Source organism: Arthrobacter sp. HMSC06H05 (assembly GCF_001807395.1).
GTDB classification, from domain to species: Bacteria; Actinomycetota; Actinomycetes; order Actinomycetales; family Micrococcaceae; genus Pseudoglutamicibacter; species Pseudoglutamicibacter albus.
Window position 1 is genome coordinate 1 of sequence record NZ_KV788983.1, and the last position, 25,287, is coordinate 25,287.

Below are 25,287 nucleotides of genomic sequence, written 5' to 3' on the forward strand. Positions count from 1 at the left end.
TCTCAGTCCAACTAAAGGGGAGCAGTTCAACGGGGAACGGGGCCTCTAAATATGCCGAAGGTAGGCCGCCACCTCGGCGGCCTACCTCAGGACACGATGTTGATCAGCGTAGAGATCAGCGGTAGAAGCGGGCCAGGAAGACGGCCACGACGGCCGGGCGCTCCTCGCCCTCGATCTCGAAGGTCGCCTCAACCACGAGGTGCAGGCCGTCGCCCTTAACCTCCTGGACGTCGGCGAGCTTCATGACTGCACGGACGCGGGAGCCGACCTTCACCGGGGAGGTGAAGCGGACCTTGTCCAGGCCGTAGTTGACCTTGGTCTTCACGTCGGAGACATCGAACAGCTCACCCCAGAACGGGATGATCAAGGACAGGGTGAGGAAGCCGTGGGCGATCGGGGCGCCGAAAGGGCCGTCCTTGGCGCGTTCTGGGTCCACGTGGATCCATTGGTGGTCGTCGGTGGCGTCGGCGAAGGTGTTCACCATGTCCTGGGTGATCTCACGCCACTCGGTGGCGCCCAGCTCGGTGCCTGCCATGGTCTTGACGGCGTCGAAGTCGACGACGGTGCGTGCGGTGGTCTCGGTCATGTTGCGGTCCTCTCAGGGAAGGGGTGAAAAGGGTGGTTAGACGAAGGCACTGACGCCGGTTACGGCGCGGCCCACGATCAACGCGTTGATCTCGTGGGTGCCTTCGTATGAGTAGACGGCCTCGGCGTCCGCGTGGAAGCGGGCCACGTCGGTGTCCAGGGTGATGCCGTTGCCGCCGCAGACCTCGCGGGCTAGGGCCACGGTCTCGCGTAGACGTAGGGAGGTCATCATCTTGGCTAGGGCGGAGTTCTCGTCCTTGTAGATCCCCTGCTCCTCCTGTTCCGTGAGCTGGACCATCAGCCCCAGGGAGGAGGTCAGGTTGCCGAGCATGATGGCCAGCTTCTCCTGGATGAGCTGGAATCCGGCCAGCGGACGGCCGAACTGCTGCCGTTCGCGGACGTAACGCAGCGCGGCCTCATAGGCGCCCGCGGTCGCACCCACGGCCATCCAGGCCACGTCCGAGCGCATGGCCCGCAAGCAACGGGCCACGTCCTTGAATGAGTTGATCCCTTCGAGCCGGGCCGAGGCGGGCACCCGCACCCCGCGGTACTCGATGTGGGCGTTCTGCATGATGCGCAGGGATGCCTTGTTCGGGATGATCGACATGCTCACCCCATCGGCGTCCCGCGGAACCAGGAAGCACTTGACCTGGCCGTCGGCGGTGTCGCGGGCGAAGGTCGCGACGACGTCCGAGATGGTCGCGCCTCCGATCCAGCGCTTTGCGCCGTCGATCACCCAGGTGTCCGTCTCCGGGTCATGAGTGGCGGTGGTGGCCAGTCCGCCGGCCACATCGGAGCCGTGGTCCGGCTCGGTCAGCCCGAACACGCCGGTCAGCGAGTAGTCGATGATCTTCGCATCCAGCTCCCGCGCCTGCTGTTCCCCGCCGCCCAGGGTGCATGCCGTGCGGAACAGGCCTGCATGCGCGTTATATAGAGTGCCGACGTTGATGTCGCAGCGGGCCAGCTCGAAGTTGCGGAACCCGGTGAGGATCCTACGGATGGGCTCTCCGGCTTCTTTGAGGGCTGGCGGGTCCATCAGCGGCAGGGCGCGGACGGCGTCCACCAGCTCTTGGGGAAGCTCTGCGGCGTCCCAGGCTGGGTTGACCAGCGGTTTCACCGTGGTCTCGAGCCGTTCCCTGAGGTCCAGGATGACGGCGCGCTCGGCCTCGGTCAGCCGCTCGGCGTAGCCGTAGAAGTCGGATGGGATGATGCTTCCGGTCACTGGTTCAGCCATCTCAGTCTCCCTTCGTCTCGGTCGTGGACTCACGGTCCAGGCCCAGCAGGCGCACCGCGTTGTCCTTGAGGATCCACGGCCGGACCTCGTCCTTGAGCGGAAGCTCCGCGAAGGCGGCCAGCCACTTGTCCGGGGTGATCAGCGGGAAGTCGGTTCCGAAGAGCACCTTGCGAGCCAGCACGTTGTTCGACTGGCGGACCAGGGACTCCGGGAAGTACTTCGGGGACCAGCCGGAGAGGTCGATGTGCACGTTGGCTTTGTGGGTCGCGATCGAGTTCGCCTCGTCCTGCCAGGGCACCGATGGGTGGGCCATGATGATCTGCAGGTCCGGGAAGTCGGCGGCGACGTCGTCCAGCAGCAGCGGGTTGGAGTACTTCAGTTTGATGCCGCGCCCGCCGGGCAGGCCGGCGCCCATACCGTTCTGTCCGGTGTGGGAAACGATCGGCAGCCCCAGCTCCTGGAGCCGCTCCCAGAGCGGGTAGTACTCGCGGTCCGAGGGGTCGAACCCCTGCACGGACGGGTGGAATTTGAAGCCGCGCACTCCGAGCTGCTCGGCCTGGCGGGTGGCCTCGGCCAACGCGTCCGCCCCGGTGCGGGGATCCACGGAGCCGAATGGGATGAGGACGTCGTTGTTCCGGGCGCAGCCGGCCACGAGGTCATCGATGGAGTTCGGCTTGTGGCCGAACTGGGTGCGCGCGTCCACGGTGAAGACGACGGCGGCCATCCGGCGCTGCCGGTAGGTCTCCGCGATGGTGTCCACGCTCGGGGTCCGTTCCGCGGACTTGAAGTACTTCGCGGAGGCCTCGAAGAAGTCTTCCGGCAGCGCCTTGTGGCCGCACGAGTCCACCTCGAGGTGCACGTGCATGTCCACGGCCTCGATGGCCGAGGCGTCCACGCCCAGCTCGTAGCGGACTGGGGCGGGGCCGGGAGCAGGGGTTGAGGCGGGAGCAGGGATCGAGGCAGGGGCGCCGCTGTCGTTCCCGTGCGCAGCCCCCTGCGGGGCCGTGTCCTGGGTTCCGGTCATGGTGCTTGTCCTTAGTTCTTCTGCTCTGGTTCGAGCTCGGCTGGCAGCGGAGGCATCTTCTCGCCGACCTCTTGGCGGTTGGCCTTGACCAGCTCGGCGCCCTGGGTCTGCATGGTGGCGTAGTCCCAGCCGCCCTCGTGGTACTCGGTGGCCACTGGCTCTGGGTGGGACCAGACCTGCAGGCGATCGCCGCCGACGCCGATGGCCTGGCCGGTGATGCCCTCGGCCTCCGGGGAGGAAAGGAAAGCGATGAGGCCGGCGACGTCGTCGGCGGTTCCGAAGCCGAGGTCGTGGCGGAAGAAGGATGGCATGGCCTCGCCGCGCTCGTCCGCTTCGACGGCCTTCTGGAAGTAAGGGACGGTCTTGGTCATGGCGGTGGCCGCAACTGGGATGACGGCGTTGACCATGACTCCGGCGCGCTTCATCTCCAGGGCCCAGGTGCGGACCATGCCTACGATGCCCGCCTTAGCTGCGGCGTAGTTGGTCTGGCCGAAGTTGCCTCGCTGGCCGGTTGGCGATCCAATGCAGACGATGCGGCCGGCCACGCCGTTCTCCTTGAAGTAGGCATAGGCGGCGCGGACGCAGGTGAAGGTTCCCTTGAGGTGGACGTTGATGACCAGGTCGAAGTCTTCGTCGGACATCTTCAGCAACGACTTGTCCCGCAGGATCCCGGCGTTGTTCACCAGGATGTCCAGGCCGCCGAAGGTGTCCACGGCGGTCTTGACCAGCTGGTCGGCGGCCTCGCTGGTGCCGACAGGGACCACTGCGGCGACGGCCTTGCCGCCGGCTTCGGTGATGGAGGCGACAGCGGCGTCCGCGGTCTCCTGGTTGACGTCGTTGATGACCACGGAGGCTCCCTGGCGGGCGAGCTCCTGGGCGTAGGCGAGGCCCAGGCCTGCGCCCGAGCCGGTGACGATGGCTACCTTGCCGTCGAGGGACATGGGGTTCTCCTTCGGTGGTGACGTTCTAGATGTCGGTTCTGTTCAGAGAGCCTGCGTGCCGCCTCGCGGCGGATACTCTCGGATGGTCCAGGTGTGGCGTTCACCACACAAGAACCATGACAGTACATATAATTGAAATTGTCAATTATTTTTCGAGGCTTGCATTTCGAGTACGATCCTCTGCAAGGGACAAGCCTCTATATGGGCAAGATCAGCCGGATCACGTCCTCAACTACACGGACCAAGGAAACAGGCACATGACGACCACCCAGGACACCTCCGGAGCCGCAGTGAACCCGGCCGAGGCCGCCCAGCGCTTCCCCGCCCCCTCCACAGCGCTTGCGGCCGAGCGCATGGCGGAGTTCACGTCGTCAGAGCTCGCCGGCCAGGTCCAGTTCCTGGCGGCCCGGCTGCGCAGCATCGGCCACAGCCACGCCAACCGCGTCCTGCAGGAGGAGATGGGATTGAAGGTCCGCCAGTACTCCGTGCTGGCCCTGGCCGCCGCGGACGTGAACCCGTCCCAGCGCGAACTCGGCGACTTCCTGAGCCTGGACCCGAGCCAGATAGTGAACCTGGTGGACTTCCTGGAGAAGCGGGGATGGGTCGAGCGCCAGGTGGATCCGCGCGATCGTCGCTCCCGGATCGTCATCGCCACACCGCAGGGGCAGGATGCCTACCGGAGGGCACGCGCGCTGACCATGGCCTCCGACGACGTGGTGCTCGCCGCGCTCAGCTCCGACGAGCGGCACGAGCTGAGCCGGCTGCTGGAGAAAGTCGCCTTCTGACCTCTGCTTGCTGAGCCCCGCTAAAGCCTTACGAAACGCCCCCCGCGGGCCTGCATCTAAGCAGGCACGCAGGGGCGTTTCTTGTTGACGTTTTGTGACGCGCGCCGCCCGTCGGGCTGTTGACAGTGCCCTGCCGGCACGTATAAAAATGGTGCTTGTAACCCATCCAGAGCGACTGAGAGACCTGGCTCGTTGAAGTCGCAGCAACCGGTTTATGCACGGTGCTCCCGCCAGGAACGATGGAAAGGAATAACTGTGTCATCGTTGTCCACGCACACCCCTGTCCACCCTGCAGCAGCCGCCGATGCGGAAGCCAGCACCGCTGTTTCCTCGGCTGACTTGAGCTTCGCCGAAGGGCTACGTTACGTCACCACGCAGGACGCGCCGGTCACCCCGTGGGAGGCCGGCCACACGCCAAGCCTGGCAGAGTTGCGTGAGCATTTCGGCCCGATCTTTGACCGCATCGCGAGTGGGGCTTCTGAGCGGGAGGCGCATCGTGTTCTGCCGTTCGTTGAGATCGCCGAGCTCAACTGCGCCGGATTCACCGTGCTTCGCGTGCCTACCGAGTACGGCGGCCCGGGCGTGAGCTTCACCGACTGGGTGCAGCTGCTGATCGATCTGGCGGCGGCTGACCCGAACATCGCGCATCAATACCGTTCCCACGCGGGTTTCGTGGAGACGCTGCGGTACCAGGATGAGCAGACCCGCCAGTATTGGTATGCGAAGGTTTTGGCGGGCGATGTTGTGGGTAACGCATCCACGGAGATCGGCGGGAATGCGTTGAATACGCTCAACACCACGTTGGCTGTGCAGGCGGACGGCACTGGGGTGCTCAACGGCGCTAAGTATTACTGCACTGGCACCGCGTACGCGACACATACCCGGGTTTCGGCCACGCTGCTTGATGCGGATGGAACACCGACCGAGGGTCGACAGTTCGCTGTCGTTTCCACGCGGGCTCCGGGCGTTGAGCTTGAGGATGACTGGAACGGTTTCGGTCAGAGCCTCACCGGTACGGGAACCACGCGTTTCACCGATGTGAAAGTTGCGCCCGAGCACATTCTAAACCGCGTTCCCGGCAGTGCCGAGGCGCAGTTTGAGGCGCCGCTGTTCCAGATTGTTTTGCTCGCCGTGCTGGCCGGTATTGCTCGCAACGTTGTGAACGATGCGGCGGCTGGCGTGCGCCGGCGGACCCGCTCCTTCAATACCGGATTGGGTGTTCCGCACTCTGAGGACCCGCAGATTCTGGGGGTTGTGGGCCGGCTTTCGGCGCAGGCTTTCGTAGTGGAGTCGGCGGTGGTTGAGGCTGCGCGGCGGCTCGAAGCCGCCGAGGGCGTGCTTTCGCTCGAAGGCGAGGACGCTGGCACCGGCGATGGCAACGGTGACGCCGATACTGGCGCCGCCGCTACTGGCAACACTGACGCTGGCACCGGCGCCGCTACTGACACAGCGCAGCGCTTGCTGACTGAGGCGGAGCTTGCTGTTGAGCGCGCGCACGTGACTGTGCCCGGCATCGTGACCAGTATTTGCTCTGACCTGTTCCTCACGGGTGGCGCATCGAACACGTCGCGGGAGAAGAACCTGGACCGGCACTGGCGCAATGCGCAGACGGTCGCGACGCATAACCCGATTGTGTTCCGTGAGCGGATCATCGGCGACTACCTGGTCAACGGCACCGTCCCGGAGGGTCTCAACGCGATCGGTGAGGTGCGCCGTGCTTCTTAACGCGTTTGAGATGGCCACGCCGGTGCATCAGTCCCCTGGTTTGTGGCGGCATCCGGAATCCCGGGCAGCGGATTTTGACCAGTTGAGCTACTGGACCGGCCTGGCGCAAACCTTGGACAAAGGCGGTTTCACGGCCCTCTTCCTGGCCGATGTGCTGGGGACCTATGACGTGTACGGCGGCAGCGACGCGGTCTCGCATGAGCGCGGCGTTCAAGTTCCGTTGCTGGATCCTTTCGCTGCGGTGTCTGCGATGGCTGCGGTCACCCGTAGGCTCGGTTTCGGGTTGACGGCGTCGTGCACGTATGAGGACCCGTTCCTCTTGGCGCGCCGGTTCGCGAGCCTGGATCACCTCACGGGTGGCCGGGTTGGCTGGAACATTGTGACGTCGTATCAGGATTCCGCGGCCCGCAACCTCGGTTTGGAGCGGCAACTGCCCCACGATGAGCGTTATGACCGCGCGGACGAGTACATGGACGTCATGTACAAGCTGTTCGAGGGCAGTTTCGCTCCGGGTTCGGTGCTCAAGGACGCCGATGCGGGTGTTTTCGTGGACCCGGCGGGTGTCCGGAAGGCTGAGCACAAGGGCGAGTATTTCTCTGTCGATGGGGCGTCACTGACGCATCCGGGACCGCAACGCACCCCGTTCTTGTTCCAGGCGGGCGCCTCGGCACGGGGCTTGCGTTTTGGAGCCGAGAACGCTGAGGCCGTGTTCATGATCGGTTCTGAGCCGAGCGTTGTGCGCGGCTATATTGAGCGCTTGCACGAGGCGCTTGAGGTCGCGGGCCGGCCCGCCGATGCGGTGCGCACCTTCGCGATGGTCACCGTCGTGACGGGTGCCGACGACGAGGAGGCGCAACGCCGCTTCGAGTCCTATCAGCAGTACGTGGACGTCGAAGGGGCTCTGGCACTGTTCGCGGGCTGGACCGGCGTTGACTTGGCCGGCCTGGATCCCGATGCACCGCTGGCCGAGGTTGAGACGGACGCGAATCAGTCCGCACTGCGCTCGGTCACCTCCGGCGACACGTCGCGGGAGTGGACCGTGCGGGACATTGCCGCGTTCGTGACGTTGGGTGGCCGTGGCCCCGTGATTGTGGGTGGCCCCGAGAGCGTTGCAGATCAGTTGGAGGCGTGGCAGGCGGCTTCCGGCGTGGATGGCTTCAATGTGTGTAGTGGTGTGCGGCCGGCTGATCTTGAACGTTTCGTTGAATACGTGAGCCCCGTGCTGAGGCGCCGCGGCCTGCTGGCCGAGCCGGGCCTGTTGGCTGATGCCGGCGCTGAAGGCGCCGACGCCGATACCACCGACGATGCGGCGGCAACTGATGCCGTGACGTTGCGTGCCGCGGTGACGGGGCAGGATTGGTTGCCTGAAACACATCGTGGTTCCCGCTTCCGCACTGGCGCTTTGGTGGAAGCTGGCAGCTAAGGGCTTCCCTACCGGCCGCGCATAGCCGGCGGGCGGGTTCCGTGGGATGCCCCACGGAGCCTGCTGCCGCATCGTAATTCTGCAGCCGCGGATTGTGATGACGTGTTGTGACGGTTGCCGGCTTGCGCGGCGCGGAAAGGGCGATAACGTTACGGAATGAGCAACTCGATGCGGGATAGTGCTGCTGGTGAGACTCAGGCCCCTGAGACACCGGGCGTTGCGGCGAGGGCTGTGAGCCCGGCTTTGGCGATCGCAGGTATCTTGTTGATCGCCACGAATCTGCGGATGCCGATGACGAGCGCGAGCCCGCTGTTGCCCCGCATTAAGGAAGACGTGGGGCTTTCGGCGGCGTCGGCGTCGTTTTTGATTTCGTTGCCGCTGCTGTGTTTTGCGGTGTTTTCGCCGATCGTGCCGCGGATCGCGGCGCGTATCGGGTTGGCGCACTCTTTGTTCGGCGCTTTGATTGCGGTCAACGTGGGGATCGTTTTGCGTTCCTGGGTTGGCTCGTTCGGTTTGTGGACCGGCACCGTGTTGATTGGTGTTGGGATCGCGATCATGAACGTGTTGTTGCCGGCGTTGATTAAGCGTGATTTCCCGGATCATGCGGGCACATTGACGGGTGTGTATTCGGCGTTTCAGTCGCTCATGGCCGCGCTTGCGGCGGCGGTCGCTGTCCCGATCGCTGGGTTGCCGGGTTGGGGTTGGCAGGGCGCTCTCGGTTTGACGTTGGGCGCCGGTTTGATTGGTATGGCGGTGTTCGCTCCGCAGGTTCGTGCCGACCATGTGATGCGGCGAACAAAGATCCTGGACCGCCAAGCAGCTGACGCCGCGGCCGCTGGCGAAATGTCCGGCGCTGAAGCCCCCGATGCGGTGGCCTCCCCCGCTACCCCGGCGTCCGCATCGTCCCCCGCCCCTGCACCTGCGTCCGAGACAGCGCCGCCGGCGCGTCCGCGGAGTTTGTTGCGTTCCCCGTTGGCGTGGGTGATTACGGCGTTTATGGGTTTTCAGTCGACGCTGTTTTATTCGATTTTGGCGTGGTGGCCGGCTATTGAGATGTCGTCGGGGATTTCTGAGGAGAGCGCCGGTTTCCATATTGCGGTGATTCAGGCGTCCGGTATTGTGGGTTCGCTTGTTGCGGGCTGGTTGATGAGGCGCGACGTGGTGGGGCCTACTGTTGGTGTGGCGGTTTCCACGGTGATTGTGGTGCTTGCGGGGACCATGCTGGCTCCACAGTTGGCGTTGCTGTGGGCGCTGTTGATAGGTACTGCCCAGGGCGGGTTGTTCACCGTCGCGTTGACGTTGTTTGGGGCGCGGGCGCGTACGCCGATGTCAGCTGCACGGCTTTCGGGTATGGCGCAGACGTTCGGTTATGTGATTGCGGCGTCTGTTCCGCCGGTTTTGGGTGTGGTGCGTGAAGCAACGGGTTCGTGGACGGCCTCGTTGTGGATCCTGCTGGGAATCGCGGTGATCACGTTGGTTTCGGGGCTGATTTCAGCCAAACCGCGGTATGTGGAGGAACATTAGCCTCGTTCTGTTGAAGCGCACGGTTCGTCGCGGAGCACTAGCCTCGTTTTTCGCGGTTTTCGCGGGCCCGTTGGGCCCGTTCGCGCGCTTCGATCGCGTCGAGTTCGGCGTCAGTGAGTTCAGATGAACGGTTGACGCCGGAGCCTTTGCCGAGGTCGTCCGGGTTGTCTTTAGCGACCATCATGAGCAGGGAGATCACCAGCAGGCCCGCGACGAACGCGATGAGGAAGAACGTTGCACCGATCTGAAGGTTGAGGCCGTTGCGGGTTCCGCCTGCACCGGCGAATGCGGAGATGACGCCGGCGACGATACCGAAGGTCAGCGACAGCGCGAGTGCAGGTTTGACGCTTTGCTTCCAGCCGGACTGCTTCGAGCCAGACGTGGATGGCTTGTTGGCCACGGATTCTCCTTTACGCGGGTTTCGTGCGAGGTCTGTGTACAGGTTTGTGTGCGGTGCGTTCTGGTGTTGTTGTGTGTTTTCAGTCTAGTTGCCGCGGCGTTGGTCTTGCATGTAGCCGATCGCGGAAATCAGCAGGTGTACGGCGATGAGCGCGGTGATCATGGAGGCCATACCGAAGACGCCGTGGGCGTCGCTGGTGGTCATGAACACCATGATGATGCCGCCGATAACTCCGAGGCCACCGGAGATGGTGGTGTCTTTGCTGGGGCGGCCGGTTTCGCGGGTTGTGAGCCCACCGTAGAGTTCTGATGCTCCGCCGATGGTGTAGCCGAACGCTACAGCGAGTGCCATGCCTGTGGCGTCGCGCATGATGACCGCGAGGACACCAGCGATGGCCCACGCGAGGACCGCGGAAGTGACGGCGGTACGGTAGCTGGGTGCCAGGGAGAGCCGCATGATGGGCCAGTAGAAGAGCGCACTGGCGAGGAAGAGGACGGCGAAGGCTGCGCTGATCGCGCCGACGGTTGGGGTGGTGTTGAAGAAGACGCCGACGAGTGCGAAGAGCGCGCTGACGATGCCCCGGTAGAGCATCGGTTTGGCGAGGACTCGTTTATAGTCCGCCGTGGTTGCTTCTGTGCGGGTGTTGCTGGCGCTGCTGTTGTTGGCGCTGGCCTTGCTGGCACTGTTCGCGTTGCGGCCGTTCTTCGCGCGGTTACTGCTGGCACCGCTGTTGCTGGCGCTGTCCACCATGTGGTTTGTTCCCCTTGTTTTTCGGGTGTGTGGGTGCGGGTGGGCACCAACTTTCAAGTTTATCTGATGCCGATTGTGTGCTTATTTCTGGCGGAGTTTGCGGTTGGTGAGGTGGGTCGGTTGGGCTGTGAGTGGGTCTTCCGGCCAGGGGTGTTTGGGATATCGGCCGCGCATTTCCGCTCGGACGTCGGCGTATGGGCCGGTAAAGAAGGAGTGCAGGTCCGAGGTAACCGCGAGAGGCCTGCCTGCCGGTGAGAGCAGGTGGAAGAGGACGGGCGCGCGGCCGTCTGCAAGGCGTGGTGTTTCAGTCCAGCCGAAGGTTTCTTGGAGCTTCGCGGCGACCACCGGTTGTGGAGGCTCTGCCTGCCTCTGCGCCGTGCTGGTCTCTTCTGCGCTGCTCTCTTCTGTGCTGGCCCCGTCCCCGCTTGCTTCATCCTTCTTGCCTCTCTGTTCGCCACCCCTCGGTTCGCCGCCGTTACTGCCAGTATCTTCGATCCCGTATTCGGTGGCGTCCGGGTACTTGATTGCGGCGGTGTTCCCGGAAGGGAGGGGCATCCGGGCGGGCGCGAGTTCGTCGAGGTTCGCGGCTTCTGGCCATGGGAGGAGCCGGCGGAGTGGTTCGGTGAGGTCGATGCTGTTGAGGCTTGCGCCGTGTGCGACGTCGTTGAGTTCTGGGCCGAGCCATTCAGTGACGGTCGCGGCTAGGTGGTGTTCGTCCATCGCTGGCCATGGGTCGCCGATGTGGTGGTGGAGGAACGCGAGCCTGTTGCGTAACGCAGTGGCGGTGCTGTTGAAGGTGAGCGCGTTGAGGCCCTGGGTTGCGAGGTGTTCAGCGAGCGCTTCCGCTGCTTGGGTGGGATTGGGTTTGGTGGGGGTTGCGCGTAGTTCGATCACGCCGATCGCTTCGATGTTGCGTGCGCTGATGGTGCCTTTGGGTGTGATGGTGATGCGGGTTGTGGTTCCGGCGAGGTTCCCGGCGGCGTCGGTGGCTTCGTCGAGGGTGAGGGGTGCGGCTGCACGGATGATGGCGCCGGTTCCGGCGGCGGCGTTCCCGTGTGCTCGGGTGACGTCGGCGATCGCGAGCCATTCGGGGCGTCCGAGCGTGGCGTCCGGTGGAAGTGCGGCACGGGTGCCGGAGGCGAGGAGGTAGATCCCCTCCCCCATGTGTTTCGCGATCCGGTCAGGCCAAGCCGTGGCTGTGACGATGCCGGCAAGTTCGGCTGCGTTGGTGTGGGCCGCCGCGTGTTTGCGGGCGAGCCGGGTGAGGCGTTGCGTTTCGCGCTGGGTCGGGCGGTGGGGGTCGCGTTGCTGGTGGCGGATCGCGTCGGGGAGGTTGGCCCCGGTGATGCGTTGTTCGCCCGTCGCCACCGCGATGACGGCCGCGACTGCCTCCGCCTCGAAACGCGCCGCGTTGTGTGTGAGTGCGTGTGCCCATCGTGGGTTGAGTGGGATTGCGGCGAGGGTTCGGCCGTGCTCGGTGATCCGGCCTTCGCTGTCGATTGCGTTGAGGGCGTGGAGTGTTTTTTCGGCGTCGTTGAGGGCGGCGGCGGGTGGCGGGTTGATCCAGCGGAGGTTGTGGCCGCGAGGTGCGCCCCATGCTGCGAGGGTGAGGGCGGTTTCGGTGAGGTCTGCGGTGGTGATTTCGGGGGTGATGTGTGCGGGTGCGGCGGCGTGGGTGCGTTCGCTGTAGCAGCGGATCGCGGTTCCCGGGCCGAGTCGAGCGGCGCGGCCTGCGCGTTGTTCGGCGCTGGCTTGGGAGGCGGAGACGGTGACGAGCCCGCTCATGCCGCGGGTTGCGTCGCGGCGGGGTTCGCGGGTGAGGCCGGAATCGATCACGAGGTGCACCCCGGGGACGGTGAGGGAGGATTCAGCGAGTGTTGTGGAGACGATGATGCGTGGTTTCCTGCCGGGTTGGCGTCCGCGGATCGCGTGGTCTTGCTGTTGGGCGGGTAGTTGCCCGTGGAGTGGGAGCACGTCGATGTCTGTTGCGGCTGCGCGGAGTTGTTGGGTGATGTGGTCGACTTCGCGGGCGCCGGGCGCGAACACGAGCGCGTCGGTCTCCGGGTTGGTCGCGAGCGCTTCGCGGTGGGCGGCGAGCGCGGTGGTTGCGATGTGGTTGAGGAAGCTGGTTTCGACGCCGCGCGGCCCGATCCGGTCGCCGGTGTGCGGCGCGTAGGTGACGGTGAGTGGGTGGAGCGCGGTCGCGGAGCTGATGTGCGGTACGGGCTCCACACGTTCAAGATCAGCGCCACCGCCTGAGCCGCTACCCCCATCGTTTTCTGTGCCGTCGCTTGCGAGGAGGCGGGCGAAGGTTGGGGCGTCGACTGTTGCGGACATCGCGATGATGGTGAGGTCGTCGCGGACTTGTTGGGTTTCGCCGGTGAGGGCGAGGAGGAGGTCGGTTTCGAGGTGGCGTTCGTGGACTTCGTCGAGGATGATCGCGGCGGTGCCGTCCGCCATAGGGTCTGCGAGGAGCCGGCGGACGAGGATTCCGGGGGTCACGAATTCGATGATGGTGGCGGCGCTGGTGTGGGAGTCGCCGCGGACGGTGTAACCGATGTGGTCGCCGAGTTTAGTTCCGGTGAGTTGGGTGAGGCGGTGGGCAGCGGCGCGGGCGGCTACGCGGCGTGGTTGGGTCACGATGATCCGGCCAGGCGGCGTGCCGGCGCCTGCGGTGTCGCCGGCGCTTATACGGGCGAGGTGGTTCGCTAGCGCTGGTGGCACGAGTGTGGTTTTGCCGGTTCCGGGTGGGGCTTGGACGACGGCGGCGCGGCAGCTGGTGAGGGCGGCGTCGAGTTCGGGGAGGGAGTCGGCGAAGACGAGCCCTTCCCCGATCACATCCAGGTCAAACAAGGGGTGTGTGTTTGAGCTGTTCCCGGTAGAAGCCATGCCTCCATTGTGAAGGAGGGGGCTGACAGTTTGGTCCACCGCATCGGCATTTTCAACCGCGCCACGGCACCCAGCCTCACTCGCGTTCCCAGCGGTCGCCGGTGTCGTGTTCTTTGAGAACCCAACCCACGGGTCCGCCGATGTGGTTGATGCGTGGCGTGAACCAGTAGGTTGTGTCGGGTCCCCAGCCGGCGATGACACTCGCGGTGTCCACGTCGGCCGCGTCCGCATCGACTGGGATCGCGGTGCCCGCGGCCGCGAGGTAGGTTGCGACGGGAAGGTGGACCGCATCGTAGTGTTGGGCGATTTCGGCCCAGTCTGGGGTGACCCATTTTCCGTTGCGTCCGGTGGTGCGGTACCAGTCGTGGCGTTTCTGTGCGGTCTGGTTGAGCGGGAAGCGGCGGCATAGTTCGGCCCAGGCTTCTGCGGAGTCGATCTCGTAGATCCGCAACCCTTCGGGGATGTTGAGGCGCAGTGTTTCGGCGGTTTCCCACCCCATGCTGTCTTCGACGAGCCACAGCCCGGCGGGGGTTGTGTCGAAGAGTTCGCGGGTTGATGCGGGGACGCCGTGGGGTGCGGACCACCATTCGCCGCTCCAGGATGCCGTCGGGTTGGTGGGGCGTTCGCGAGCGGCGAGGCGTTCCTCTTTAACGGCGTGCGCACGCGCTGCTTTCAGCACGGCGAGCGGATCAGGCGGGATGGTGTCGGGTTCGTTGTCCCATTGGACGGTCCATTGTGTGGATTCGTCGATGGGGGTGTTCCACCAGGCGGTGTGTTCCGATGCGGCGATGTGCTCGGCGACGCGGCGCAGGCCGTCACGCATGGCTTTGGTTGCGGCGAGGACGTCGGTGCCGTCGGGTTCTTGCCAGTATGTTGCGGTTTCTACTGTGTTGGCGAGGCACGTCAGCAGAAGCCGCGGGGTGACGTCGGCGAGGGGGACGGTTTCGAGCCGCGTGGCGACGTGCGCGGGGGTGATGGCCGGGATTTTTGGTGTGGAGTCGCCGGGGCCGACGACGTGGAGCGCGCCTGTTCCGTTGCGCGGCTCGAGGCGGTAGGACGCGAAGAACTCGAGTTCAGCGAGTGAGCCGTCGACTTCGTCCAGCCCTGCGATCCGTTCCGATTCGAGGGCATACTCGAGCAACAAGCGCCGCCCGCGTGGGCCGGCGAGCAAGCCGTGCACGGCTGAGACGTTCCCGGTAGAAGCCATACCTCCATTGTGAACGAAGGGCCAATAGATTGGGCTTTCCTAAAGCAAACCGCCTCACAGCCCGTTCGCTGACTCCACCTATCGAACTTCGTTATAGGTACGCATGAGCGGTCCAATTCGATTGAACTTTCATCCCATCACCGCTCGAAAACTAGAACAGACTTATGTCTCGTATTCGTGAGCATTCGTTCGTCGACGCCTCAAGTGTTTTATCGCGCCTCTAGACCACCGACTTTGACACACCCCCCTTCTGCAATATGGATTATTCTTGTCCTAAACGGGGAGGTTTAGTTGACGTTTTTGTCTCGTCTTGGTTTAGCACTTCGTGGAGGCGTTCAGAACAAGTGCTCGGGCGGCGCAATCAAGCATTACTCCTTAGAGGAATGGTGGTTTTCTGAACTCTCAGAGGACGACCGGATTTTAATTCGATCTCGCTACAAACCACTGGGTATGAAACCTGGCGAAGATGTCTTGACGGGCAGAGGAGAGTTTGTATCACCGCAAACAACTGCCATGTGGCTCACAGTCTTAGCCGGATGGTTCAAGCCAGCTCTGGCTAAAGAGTCAGATCTAATTCTTCGCATCGCGGACAAAGCATGGGAGGTCAAGGATATTCTGGCCCCCTCATCGGGCGCCGATGCGGTGTTTTCACGACATCTTGCACTTGGGAAACTGTCGGAAATCTACTATCGATTTCGTGAATCTCCTGAATACCTTGAACGCTCACTAGAAGCGGCACGGATGCAGATCGCTATGCAAGCAGCGGCTGCAACAGCGTTCCGCCAACAGGAAATCGAGACTGCGCGTGTACTCGGGCTCCCGCTTCCAGATCCCATCATCTTGCCAACTCATCAGGGCTACACGCGGATGGCGATTGTTCTTGAAAAAAAGAAACAGTTCAATCAAGCTCTCAACCTAGTTCGTGAAGCCCAAGCAGCTGAATGGAGCGGGGACTGGGAAAAACGGGTGCAGCGCCTAGAACAGAGACTCAACAAGTAGCCCGTTCCCAGACATCCGCAAACCGTCCTACCCCCCCGAAACCGAGTGGGGCCGTCCCGAACGCGAACCCGCCCGCGCTGGGAACATGCAAAAAGATGGACTGAGCGCCGCAACACTTCCTACGCAGCATGACGGTGGTCACCTGGGAACTCCAAAGAGCCTGGGATTTTGAAAACAAGCGAAGGTCGACGGATCCGCACGGAATTAGCCTTCAATCGTGTTCCTCACCCCTACCGCCTGGATGGCCCGAAATCTACCTCCCTGGAGGACCGCCTCAAAGAATCCAATACCCCTTCCTCACCTGGCTGAGGCAGTTCGTCCATCACACCAGGCAGGGGACGGTTTCGAGTTGTCTGAGACGACGATGCGGAGTGCACTGGTTCCGTTGGGTGAATCCAGGCGGTAGAAGACGTTAACCCAGTCTCAACGGATGAACTGTCGCATTCGTGCTTCCGGGCGATCCGTTCCGATGCCAGCGCATACTCCAGCAACAAGCCCCGCCTGTTTCAAACTGTCAGACCCCCACCGGATACTCAAAGCAGGTAAAAACCTGGGCTATATTCCTCACTAAGCAGATCAATCTATAGGGGACGTAGATGGATATCGCAGAAGTGGAGTCGCTGTGGGCTAAAGCGCGCCCATATGCATCGAGTGACCTCGAGCCGCTCCAGACTCTCTCAATTCGGCAGCACCTCGAAGACACCGCCGCCGTTGCCGGGCACATTTGGGATGAGTTCCTTGCCCCGCATCTTAAAGACATGCTTGCGGCTGAGCTTGGGGCCGATGATGTGGCCCGGACGTCATTCGTCTTCCTCGCCGGTGTTCACGACGTGGGCAAAGCCGCGCCCGCTTTCTCAGCTCAACATCGCCGCGCAGCTGATCAAGCGCAGGCCGCAGGTTTCATTCACCCGCCTCAGCTCGCCCCTGGCACGTTACTAACACCCCGGTTACGTCACGAAGTTATCTCCGGTGTGGCGTTGCGCGAGTGGCTACGGAACACGTTTGCAGTCAAGCGGCTCCCGATTGTGCATAGCTGGCTCGGCCCGGTTCTTGCGCACCACGGAGCGCCCGCATCCAACCAAATCTTTAGCGTAGCCCTGCATGACTGCTTGAGCCTCGGAGGTCAAAAATGGGCCGATGCCCGGACCGTCCTGCTTGACCATATTGATTCCGTGACTGGGTTCTCGGATGTCATCAAAGCAAAGCTACCCGCTCTCCCCCGTCTGACCGCTCATGCTCAAACTATCCTTTCCGGCGCGGTCATCATGTCCGACTGGATCGCATCGAACGAACATTATTTCCCTCTGGACTGTGTCGAGGAAACCCAGCAACGCGCCCAAGACGGTTGGGATTCCCTAGCACTTCCGGGTCCATGGACATCGTGGGATCATCCCGCCGATGCCGATGAACATCTCCGAGAGCGCTTCAAGCTAGATGCTTCCGCCCGGGCCCGCCCGATGCAGTCAGCCGCCCGCGAGCTCGCTTCAGAGTCTCAAGAACCAGGACTCATCATCATCGAGGCGGGGATGGGAGAAGGTAAGACCGAAGCTGCGCTCATGTGCGCAGAGATCCTTGCAAAGAAATTCGGTCACGGCGGTGTTTTTGTTGGCTTGCCGACCCAAGCCTCCACAAACGCGATGTTTGAACGGGTCACCCATTGGCTCGAGCAGTTCCCACTCGAGGAAGGCCAAGCGCCTCCCACGACTTTCCTCGCGCACGGGAAGCGGGACCTCAACGAGACGTACCATTCCGCATATAAAGAGGCATGGCGCCGTTACTTCGGCCCTCATGTGCGCGATGAATCCAATAAGAAGCAGCTACACAGCTCAGTGGTTGCTCATTCCTGGTTGACCGACCGGCGCCGAGGGTTGTTGGCTCCATTTACCATCGGAACCATCGACCACACATTGATGCTCGCACTCAAAATGCGTTTCGTAACCCTGCGCCATCTTGCGTTCGCAGGCAAAGTTATTGTGCTGGACGAAGTTCACGCTGCAGACACCTACATGTCCCAGTTCCTCGAAGACGCGCTCGACTGGCTGGGGGCGATGGGCGTTCCCGTGGTCATGCTCTCGGCAACCCTGCCAGGTAGCCGTAGGGAGGCGTTCATCCGCGCGTACCAAGGTCACCCGAACCGAAACCAAGAGCCCCGGCAAGCGAGCCTCCCTGTGGAGGCTTATCCTCGACTGACCTTGGCGGAACGTTCGGGCCGTGTTGTGGAGCGCTCCTCCGAGAGCACCGGCGTGGTTCGCGAGCTGACTGTAAGACGGCTCGGCAACGCTCCGGAAGACCTCATCGAACTCATTAGGGTGAAATGCAGAGGCGGAGGCCGTGTTGCCGTCATCCGCAACACGGTTCGCGAAGTCCAGGAAACCTCAGAGTTACTGCGTGAAGCGTTCCCGGATGCTCACCACTACATTTCTCATGCTCGGTTCATGGGCAATGACCGTGCAGAGCGAGACAACGTGTTGCTGGAGCAATTCGGCAAGGGCGGTTCCGCACCCGAGGGTGAGCTAAGCATCGTTGTGGCAAGCCAGACCATTGAGCAGTCGCTGGACCTGGACTTTGACCTCATGATCACCGACCTCGCCCCGGTGGACTTGATACTGCAACGCTCGGGGCGTCTCCACCGCCATACACAACGGGACGCTATCCGCCCACCCCTGCTGCGTCAGGCTGAACTGTGGATCAGCGGAGTGGACTGGAATACAACTCCGTTCGCTCCATCGCGAGGTTCCGTTGCGGTTTACGGCGAGCACCTCCTGCTGCGTACAGCCCTGGCACTCGGCCTCGTCGACAAGAGCGAAGTCCAAGTTCAGATCCCGGCAGACATCCCCGATCTGGTCGACAACACATACGAAAAGCCTGTTCAGGCGCCCGCCGGCTGGGAGGATGCACTCGCCAAAGCTGAACAGAAGTTTCTTGAAGAAACGAAGGAGGCTCGCAGAAAACCTCAAGCGGCCCTGCTTCACGAACCTTCCACCATGAAAGACATTTTCGGGCTCGTTTCAGGTGGCTTGAGCGAAGACGGCACCGATGAGCGGGTCTCGGTTGGTGTGCGGGATGCCGCAGACAATGTGGAAGTTCTGGTGGCTCAGATGATTGATGGCCAGCTGTGCATTCCTGCTTGGGTCGCCGAGCACGGAGGAACACCATTGCCGATTTACGAGGCACCTCCCGCTGACATCGCGCGTTTCCTCAAACGGTGCAGCCTCAACGTCACCGAACACATGCTCCATAAGACAAGCATTGATTCGTTCATCGAGCACCTGGAACGGACTTCTGAATTTGATTGGCAAGATTCACCCGAACTGCGTGGCGAACTCATACTTATTTTTAATGAAGATCTAACGTATTCAACAGATTGGTTCACCATGCACTATGACCCCACCTTCGGTTTGAAAGTGAATAAACATGACTGAAGCAACTTGTGAGCGACCCACGTTTTCGCTCATCAGCCAGCCGTGGATTCCATGCCTTGGAATGGACGGCGCCGTCAACGAGTACTCGCTTCTCGATGTGTTCAAGGAAGCGAAGAACCTCAAAGCGATCGCAGCGGAGCTACCGATCACCGACTTCGCTCTACTGCGCCTCTGCCTCTCGATCATCTACGCTACGCACCGTGGTCAAGTTCTGGATACCGAGCTCTGGGCTGACTGGTTCGAGGAAGGGCTTCCGGTCGACAATATCGAGCGCTACCTTGAAGAGCACTCAGAATACTTCGATCTGTTTCACCCAGAAACACCGTTCTTCCAGGTAGCAAACCTGCGTAACTCTAAAGACGAGCGTTTTGGTCTGGAACGCCTGATTCTGGATGTCCCCTCCGGCAAGCCCTACATGACCACGCGCATCGGAGCAGGCCTAGATTCGGTCTCCTACAGCGAAGGCGCCCGGGCCCTCGTCACGTTGCACGCCTTCGATATTGCCGGCATCAAAACCGGTGCCGTAGGTGACCCCCGGGTCAAAGGCGGTAAGGGCTACGGCATTGGGACTGGCTGGACTGGCCGGCTTGGAGGAATCTTCTTCGAAGGCGCCAATCTTCATGACACGTTGATGCTCAACCTGGTCGGAACTCACCCGAGCAGCGGCACTCGTTGGGCCAATGATGCGCCCGCGTGGGAGACCTTCCACTGGGATGCCGGTGATGCTCAGGCCGCAGAGAATCCAAGCCTTGAAGCCACAGGGCCACAAGCGCTGTACACATGGCAAAGCCGGCGCGTCCGCCTCTTCCCGGAGGACGGGGTCATCAAGCATGTGATCGTCGCTCAGGGAGACCCTCTAGCACCGCAAAACATGCTCGATCTTGAGCCTATGTCCGGCTGGCGCAACAGCCCCGCTCAGCAGAAAGCCCTCAAGAGCCCCACCCCCGTCTATATGCCTCGGGACCATGACCCTGCTCGAATGCTTTGGCGCAACGTAGGTACGTTGCTACCTGCTGGGCGAACCAACACCTCAGTAGAGGAACGATTTAGAACTTCGGTTAGCTCTGAGTGGCTCGGAGAGCTCTACCTCGATGAGATGCTCCCCCACGAATATCCGGTGCGCCTACACGGTGTTGGTCTTGTCTATGGGAGTCAGCAAGCAGTCGTTGACGAACTGTACGACGACGTTGTCAGCGGCCAACTGGCAACATTCGCGAGCACAAATCCACAGGTGCAGCAGGCGATTAGTAACGCCGTCGAAGCGTCCGAGCAGGCCGTTCTGGCGTTGCGTAATCTTGCGGCAAATATTGCCACCAGCCGGGGCCTTGATCTCGAGGGGCCACGCGAGGAAGCGAGCACCCTTGCTTATGCTGCACTCGACGCACCCTTCCGTGAATGGTTTTCCCGAGCCACCCCGGAGAACATCGTTGAGCTTCTTCCCGAGTGGGTCGAGCGGGCTCTCTCACTAATCCTGGCTATCGGTCTCGATATGACCTCCCGCGCCGTTTCGATTTCCTTTTTCGGCAGGGAGCATCAGGACCGCCGCTATAACGCCCCATTGTCTGAAGCCTGGTTCCGTTCCGCGTTGGCGAAGATTCGTAAATCTTTTATCCCCACCACACATACTGAAGAGAGGGCGTAAGCATGTCTACGGTTTCATCTGGAAGCCGCGGGACCACCGCGTCAGAGCTCGTTCGTTTCGTACTTCACCGCTCGCACGTCTTGGGCGAGGGCTACCGCTCTAATCGCGCAAGCGCAGTCGAAGCTATCGCGGTTCTCGCTCAGGCGGCAGGGCGTCCCATCGGTTCTTCTTTACAGGCGTTGAAATGGACCATCGACGAGGCCCCCTCCGGCTGGGTCAGCAACGATGGCCAAGCCTCCCGGGCTGAGTTGGCGGCTTATGCCACTCTGACTTTGTTTGCTGTTCATCACCGTTCCCGGAAGGATACCTCGCCTCACACCGATGCCGTGAAGTTCGGCCAGGCGGTGCGCCAGGCTGTTGATTCGGCCACCAATGGCACCGGTGTTGAACGCCGTTTTGAACAGCTCGGTGCAGCGACCTCCTGGGAACAGCTGCTAGGCCGACTCCGCTCCCTGATTCAACTGCTGAAACAAGACCGCCGCGCCTTCGACTATGGGCAGCTGGCTAAGGACCTTTTCGACTGGCAGTTCCCTGAACGTCGAAACACAGTGCGGCTCCGTTGGGGCCGTGACTTCTACAACCTTCCCTCATCAGCTTCTCTAAAGACTTCCGTTTCCTAATCCACTCAGAAAGGCCCATCCCATGACCCGCACCATTATCGACATCCACGCTTTGCAGACGGTCCCACCTTCTAACTTGAACCGTGATGAGACGGGATCTCCTAAGACGGCACTTTTTGGAGGCGTGACTCGTGCACGGGTTTCTAGCCAGGCTTGGAAACGTGCAACTCGCGTGATGTTCCGTGACATCGCAACTGACGATCTACTAGGTGTTCGAACCAAGAAGGTAGTGGCTCTTCTAGCTTCGAAGATGCTCGAAATCAACCCGGATATCGCTCAGGAACAGGCTGAAGCGGCAGCCATCGAGGTCGTGACAGCTGCTGGCATTAAGGTTGCTAAACCAAAGGGCCGCAAGGAGGAGGGAGAGAAGCTCGAAGAAGCTGGCTACCTGGTTTTCCTCTCCACAGCGCAGGCGACGAACCTTGCGCAACTTGGTGTGGATGCCCTCGCCTCGGGCGATGTCAAGGCCTTCGTGAAGGACCGCGAAAATAAGAAGAAGATCCGCGAGGCCGCAGTCCAGGACGCGTCGGTGGACGTCTCGCTGTTTGGCCGGATGGTCGCAGACGATGCATCCCTCAACATTGATGCGGCAGCTCAGGTTGCGCACGCCATCAGCGTGCACGATACCCCTACAGAAGCTGACTACTTCACGGCCGTAGATGATATCCGCGAAGCCGATGAAGATGGGGGCGAAGATGCCGGCGCAGCGATGATCGGCACCATCGAGTTCAACTCATCGACGCTGTACCGTTACGCGACTGTGGATGCGAACGCGCTTGCTGCCAACCTTGGCAATGTTGAAGCCACACGTATTGGTGTCGAGGCTTTTGTGCGTGCGTTCTTGACGTCAATGCCTTCAGGAAAAATGAATACGTTCGCGAACCGTACCCTGCCTGAGGTGGTTGTGGTTCAGGTCCGTGATTCGCAGTCAGTCAACTTGGTGGGCGCGTTTGAAGAGCCCGTCCGTGGTACCCATATCAGCGATGTTGCTGCAGCTCGCTTGGCCGCGTGGTCGCAAAAGATCGACGAAAAGTACGGCACTACCCCAGTGAAGTCGTGGGTGATCAGCCTCAACGACGGCCTCAAGGAGCTGGGCGAAGCGTCCTCCCTTGAAGGGCTCGTTACGGCACTGGGTGAAACCGTAGAGAGCCGTCTGGGGGCTTAGTGATGACGCACACCCTCGTACTTGTCTTGCGGGGTCCGCTGCAAGCGTGGGGTGCCCGGAGCCGGTTCAATCGGAGAACAACGCAACCTCAACCGACCAAGAGCGGGGTGGCCGGCCTGCTGGCTTCAGCGCTTGGCTATGAGCGGAACGCTAATCTCTCCGAGTTCCGTGACCTTCGTTTCGGTACACGGACAGACGTTCCGGGCACTTTAACTGTGGACTTTCAAACCGCTAGAACCTTGGGGCCAAAACCATCACGTATGCCCCTGACGCACCGTCACATGCTTGAGGATGCTGTTTTTGTGGTCGGATTCGAATCATCCGACCACAAACCGCTTGAACGATATGCCAAGGCCGTCCAAGCACCCGTTTACCCCTTGTACTTGGGGAGGCGGGCTCTTCCTCCTGCAGGGCCTATCCATACGGAAGTTTGTGTGGGTAGCCTCGAGGACGTTTTGAAGAGTTATCCGTGGCAGGCGTCTGATTACCAGGCAAAACGGTTAGCGAATCTGCAGCGGAATGGCTCAGAACGCCTACATCTGACGTTCGAGTCGCGTCCGGGTGACCCGACTTTCGCTACCGCGGAAACGATTTCCGATAACCCTGTGAGTTTCTCGATGGAGCATCGCCAATACGATTTTCGGGCTATGTCGCATGACTATGTCCCGTTGTCTGCGATCACGACTGATGACAATGGCTCGGCGGATTCTGGTGATGTTCATGATCCGATGGCATTGCTTGCTCCGGTTGATGACGAAGGAGCGTCTTGATGTCTATCACTCTGACCCGGGTTCCGCTTGATCTGACTCGTAGCGGTACGCGACGGAAGCTTGCAAGCGAGCAGGTGATGCACGCCGTTATAGCCGCCGCAACGGATGCTGGGGCTGAACGTCGTGTTTTGTGGCGCATCGACGGCGAAGCTGCGCAACGTACGTTGTATGTCGTTTCGCCCGATGCTCCAGATGTCTCTCACCTGTCGCAGGAGCTGCTCGTCGACGAAGACGCGATCGATTCGCGGGATTACCAGCCGCTGCTGGATTCCCTATCGAATGGGCAGGAGTTCCGTTTCCGTTTGCGTGCCAACCCGATCATTAATAAATACCGGGAGGGGCGGGATCAGCGGTCTGCCCGTGTGCCTCTTGTGGGGCTGGACGCGCAGCTTGGTTGGCTTGAGCGTCAAGCTGATCGTCACGGTTTCGAGTTGGCGCGTTCACGCATGGGGCAGCCTGAAGTTCTGGTCTATGGCCAGGAAAACATGCAGTTCTCTAAGCAGAGTGGACGGATTGTCACTATTCGTGCGGTGGTGTTCGAGGGGATTCTGAGGGTCACTGATGCGGAGCTTGTCAGATCTGCGCTGGTTTCGGGTATTGGTCCTGCGAAGGCGTACGGCTGTGGCTTGCTGACGTTGGCGCCTGTGAGTGCTTCGAACGATGTCTAGAACGCCGCCGGGATTCGTCCCGCCCGAGCTTCCTCAGTTGGCTCGGGCGGCTGACAGGTTGACTTTCGTCTACTTGGAGCGGTGCCGTGTACACCGTGACGCTAATGCGATTACGGCGACGGATGAGCGCGGCACGGTTCATATCCCGGCGTCTACGCTTGGGACGCTGATGTTGGGGCCGGGTACGACGGTGACGCATCAGGCGATGACTTTGCTTCATCAGTCGGGTGTTTGTGCTGTCTGGACGGGTGAGGAGGGTGTCCGTTATTACGGTCATGGGCGTCCTTTAGCGGAGTCTTCGCGGCTGCTGGAGGCTCAGGCGAAGTTGTTCTCAACTACGCGGGGGCGACTCAAGGTAGCTAAAGCGATGTATCAGATGCGTTTCCCTGGCGAGGATGTTTCTGGGTTGACGTTGCAACAGTTGCGGGGGCGTGAGGGCGTTAGGATGCGCCGCGCCTACCGTGCGGCCGCAGAGGAATATGGCATCCAGTGGTCTTCGCGTGAGTATGATCCGAATGATTTTGATAACTCTGATTCAGTAAACAAGGCTCTTTCCGCCGCAAATGCTGCTCTCTATGGTGTCGTACATTCTGTAATTGTTGCTTTGGGGCTTTCGCCGGGCTTAGGGTTCGTGCATGCCGGCACGGTAAGAGCATTTGTTTACGATGTCGCAGACCTATACAAGGTTGACCTCGTAATTCCGCTGGCGTTCCGCTTGGCGTCAGAGCAGCCGCCAGACATCTCTTCTGCGGCTAGACGTGGTTTACGGGACCTCATGGTTGATGGTCAGTTTCTTAAGCGGTGCGTTCAAGATATCCGAAGTCTTCTCTTGGAAGAGTCGGAGCAGGAATTAGACGAAGACGAGACCACGGAAGTAACGCTGAAGCTTTGGGGTGGTTTCGGGCCAGAGGCTTCGGCGAAGAGAAATTACGGAGGCACATAGCAGTTGCTAGTCCTAGTTTTATCGGCAGTGCCTGCAGGGTTGCGGGGGCATGTGACTCGGTGGTTGTTAGAGATTTCTCCTGGCGTTTTCGTTGGGAGCGTTTCCCGGAGGGTGCGTGAGGCTCTTTGGGAAGAGATCCGGGGTTCGGTCCGCACTGGCCGGGCGATCCTGGTTTGGCAATCGAATAGTGAACAGGGTCTTGAGTTTTTGATTCACGGGCATCATTGGGAGCCTGTGGACTTTGATGGGATAACGCTCATGATGCGCCCGCATCAGCCTTCCTCGAGCTCAGCCAAGGTTGGTTCCAGCAACGCGTCGAAGTGGCGCCGTTACGGACGCAGATCAAACTAATGATTCCCGGTTGTTGTCTAAAGTGAATCTTTTGACCACAATAAGGTACATTGACCCCAATGGGATCCAAGTGAGTTCCCCGCGCCTGCGGGGATGATCCGAAGGCGGCGGAGGCTGAGATCAAACGCATCGAGAGTTCCCCGCGCCTGCGGGGATGATCCGGTGATGAGTGTGAGCCGACTATCCGACCACCTGAGTTCCCCGCGCCTGCGGGGATGAT

Annotated in this window: 21 protein-coding genes and 1 riboswitch; of the genes, 13 read left to right on the forward strand and 8 right to left on the reverse strand. The window is 61.5% G+C overall.

Annotated features, from left to right (window positions below; translation table 11 throughout):
- Positions 1-115 precede the first annotated feature (115 nt).
- From HMPREF3160_RS05085 to HMPREF3160_RS05100, 4 genes are all read right to left on the reverse strand, one after another.
- Entirely contained in the window at positions 116-586 is a 471-nt protein-coding gene (locus HMPREF3160_RS05085) for a MaoC family dehydratase (RefSeq protein WP_035755878.1), read from the reverse strand.
- A 36-nt stretch (positions 587-622) separates the two neighbouring features.
- The gene (locus tag HMPREF3160_RS05090) at positions 623-1,819 is read right to left on the reverse strand and encodes an acyl-CoA dehydrogenase family protein (RefSeq protein WP_070507437.1); all 1,197 of its coding nucleotides are present in this window, start codon (positions 1,817-1,819) and stop codon (positions 623-625) included.
- 1 nt (position 1,820) lies between these two features.
- Positions 1,821-2,684: an amidohydrolase family protein gene (locus tag HMPREF3160_RS05095; RefSeq protein WP_052048422.1), complete on the reverse strand. Its 864-nt coding sequence runs from the start codon at positions 2,682-2,684 to the stop codon at positions 1,821-1,823.
- A gap of 170 nt (positions 2,685-2,854) precedes the next feature.
- Positions 2,855-3,784 carry an SDR family NAD(P)-dependent oxidoreductase gene (locus tag HMPREF3160_RS05100; RefSeq protein ID WP_070507439.1) on the reverse strand — a complete coding sequence of 310 codons (930 nt, stop codon included), beginning with the start codon at positions 3,782-3,784 and terminating at the stop codon, positions 2,855-2,857.
- 257 nt (positions 3,785-4,041) lie between these two features.
- Here HMPREF3160_RS05100 and HMPREF3160_RS05105 point away from each other — a divergent pair, with 257 nt between their 5' ends.
- From HMPREF3160_RS05105 to HMPREF3160_RS05120, 4 genes are all read left to right on the forward strand, one after another.
- Positions 4,042-4,569, forward strand: a complete 528-nt coding sequence (locus tag HMPREF3160_RS05105) for a MarR family winged helix-turn-helix transcriptional regulator (RefSeq protein ID WP_256174035.1) — start codon at positions 4,042-4,044, stop codon at positions 4,567-4,569.
- A 159-nt stretch (positions 4,570-4,728) separates the two neighbouring features.
- Positions 4,729-4,815: riboswitch (SAM riboswitch) on the forward strand.
- Between the two features lie 9 nt (positions 4,816-4,824).
- A complete protein-coding gene (locus tag HMPREF3160_RS09850; protein WP_141739842.1) occupies positions 4,825-6,294 on the forward strand; it encodes an acyl-CoA dehydrogenase family protein in 1,470 nt (489 codons plus the stop codon).
- Positions 6,284-7,717: an LLM class flavin-dependent oxidoreductase gene (locus HMPREF3160_RS05115; RefSeq protein WP_370977466.1), complete on the forward strand. Its 1,434-nt coding sequence runs from the start codon at positions 6,284-6,286 to the stop codon at positions 7,715-7,717. Before HMPREF3160_RS09850 ends, HMPREF3160_RS05115 begins: the two co-directional genes overlap by 11 nt.
- 156 nt (positions 7,718-7,873) lie before the next feature.
- Positions 7,874-9,241 (forward strand): CynX/NimT family MFS transporter, encoded by a 1,368-nt coding sequence (locus HMPREF3160_RS05120; RefSeq protein WP_083285452.1) that lies wholly within the window; start codon positions 7,874-7,876, stop codon positions 9,239-9,241.
- A gap of 37 nt (positions 9,242-9,278) precedes the next feature.
- Here HMPREF3160_RS05120 and HMPREF3160_RS10005 read toward each other — a convergent pair whose 3' ends face one another.
- The 4 genes from HMPREF3160_RS10005 to HMPREF3160_RS05140 all read right to left on the reverse strand — a co-directional run bounded on the left by HMPREF3160_RS10005 (position 9,279) and on the right by HMPREF3160_RS05140 (position 14,487).
- Entirely contained in the window at positions 9,279-9,641 is a 363-nt protein-coding gene (locus tag HMPREF3160_RS10005) for a hypothetical protein (protein WP_070507440.1), read from the reverse strand.
- 84 nt (positions 9,642-9,725) lie between these two features.
- Entirely contained in the window at positions 9,726-10,391 is a 666-nt protein-coding gene (locus HMPREF3160_RS05130; RefSeq protein WP_070507442.1) for a hypothetical protein, read from the reverse strand.
- An 81-nt stretch (positions 10,392-10,472) separates the two neighbouring features.
- On the reverse strand, positions 10,473-13,280 hold the full coding sequence (locus HMPREF3160_RS05135) for an ATP-dependent RNA helicase (RefSeq protein WP_070507444.1): 2,808 nt from the start codon (positions 13,278-13,280) through the stop codon (positions 10,473-10,475).
- Between the two features lie 76 nt (positions 13,281-13,356).
- Positions 13,357-14,487, reverse strand: a complete 1,131-nt coding sequence (locus HMPREF3160_RS05140; RefSeq protein ID WP_070507446.1) for a hypothetical protein — start codon at positions 14,485-14,487, stop codon at positions 13,357-13,359.
- A gap of 291 nt (positions 14,488-14,778) precedes the next feature.
- Here HMPREF3160_RS05140 and HMPREF3160_RS05145 point away from each other — a divergent pair, with 291 nt between their 5' ends.
- The 9 genes from HMPREF3160_RS05145 to cas2e all read left to right on the forward strand — a co-directional run bounded on the left by HMPREF3160_RS05145 (position 14,779) and on the right by cas2e (position 25,067).
- Positions 14,779-15,486: a hypothetical protein gene (locus tag HMPREF3160_RS05145; RefSeq protein ID WP_141739844.1), complete on the forward strand. Its 708-nt coding sequence runs from the start codon at positions 14,779-14,781 to the stop codon at positions 15,484-15,486.
- A gap of 596 nt (positions 15,487-16,082) precedes the next feature.
- A complete protein-coding gene (locus HMPREF3160_RS05150) occupies positions 16,083-18,908 on the forward strand; it encodes a CRISPR-associated helicase/endonuclease Cas3 (RefSeq protein WP_070507449.1) in 2,826 nt (941 codons plus the stop codon).
- Entirely contained in the window at positions 18,901-20,550 is a 1,650-nt protein-coding gene (casA, locus tag HMPREF3160_RS05155; RefSeq protein ID WP_035755859.1) for a type I-E CRISPR-associated protein Cse1/CasA, read from the forward strand. Before HMPREF3160_RS05150 ends, casA begins: the two co-directional genes overlap by 8 nt.
- Positions 20,551-20,552: 2 nt before the next feature.
- Positions 20,553-21,170: a type I-E CRISPR-associated protein Cse2/CasB gene (gene casB / locus HMPREF3160_RS05160; RefSeq protein WP_052048402.1), complete on the forward strand. Its 618-nt coding sequence runs from the start codon at positions 20,553-20,555 to the stop codon at positions 21,168-21,170.
- Positions 21,171-21,192: 22 nt separating this feature from the next.
- Positions 21,193-22,335 (forward strand): type I-E CRISPR-associated protein Cas7/Cse4/CasC, encoded by a 1,143-nt coding sequence (cas7e, locus tag HMPREF3160_RS05165; RefSeq protein ID WP_070507451.1) that lies wholly within the window; start codon positions 21,193-21,195, stop codon positions 22,333-22,335.
- 2 nt (positions 22,336-22,337) lie between these two features.
- Positions 22,338-23,105 carry a type I-E CRISPR-associated protein Cas5/CasD gene (gene cas5e, locus HMPREF3160_RS05170; protein ID WP_070507452.1) on the forward strand — a complete coding sequence of 256 codons (768 nt, stop codon included), beginning with the start codon at positions 22,338-22,340 and terminating at the stop codon, positions 23,103-23,105.
- Positions 23,105-23,773 carry a type I-E CRISPR-associated protein Cas6/Cse3/CasE gene (gene cas6e / locus HMPREF3160_RS05175; protein ID WP_083285453.1) on the forward strand — a complete coding sequence of 223 codons (669 nt, stop codon included), beginning with the start codon at positions 23,105-23,107 and terminating at the stop codon, positions 23,771-23,773. The genes cas5e and cas6e overlap by 1 nt, the downstream gene beginning before the upstream one ends.
- Positions 23,766-24,716 carry a type I-E CRISPR-associated endonuclease Cas1e gene (cas1e, locus tag HMPREF3160_RS05180; protein ID WP_070507454.1) on the forward strand — a complete coding sequence of 317 codons (951 nt, stop codon included), beginning with the start codon at positions 23,766-23,768 and terminating at the stop codon, positions 24,714-24,716. Before cas6e ends, cas1e begins: the two co-directional genes overlap by 8 nt.
- A gap of 3 nt (positions 24,717-24,719) precedes the next feature.
- A complete protein-coding gene (gene cas2e, locus HMPREF3160_RS09650; RefSeq protein WP_083285454.1) occupies positions 24,720-25,067 on the forward strand; it encodes a type I-E CRISPR-associated endoribonuclease Cas2e in 348 nt (115 codons plus the stop codon).
- Positions 25,068-25,287 lie beyond the last annotated feature (220 nt).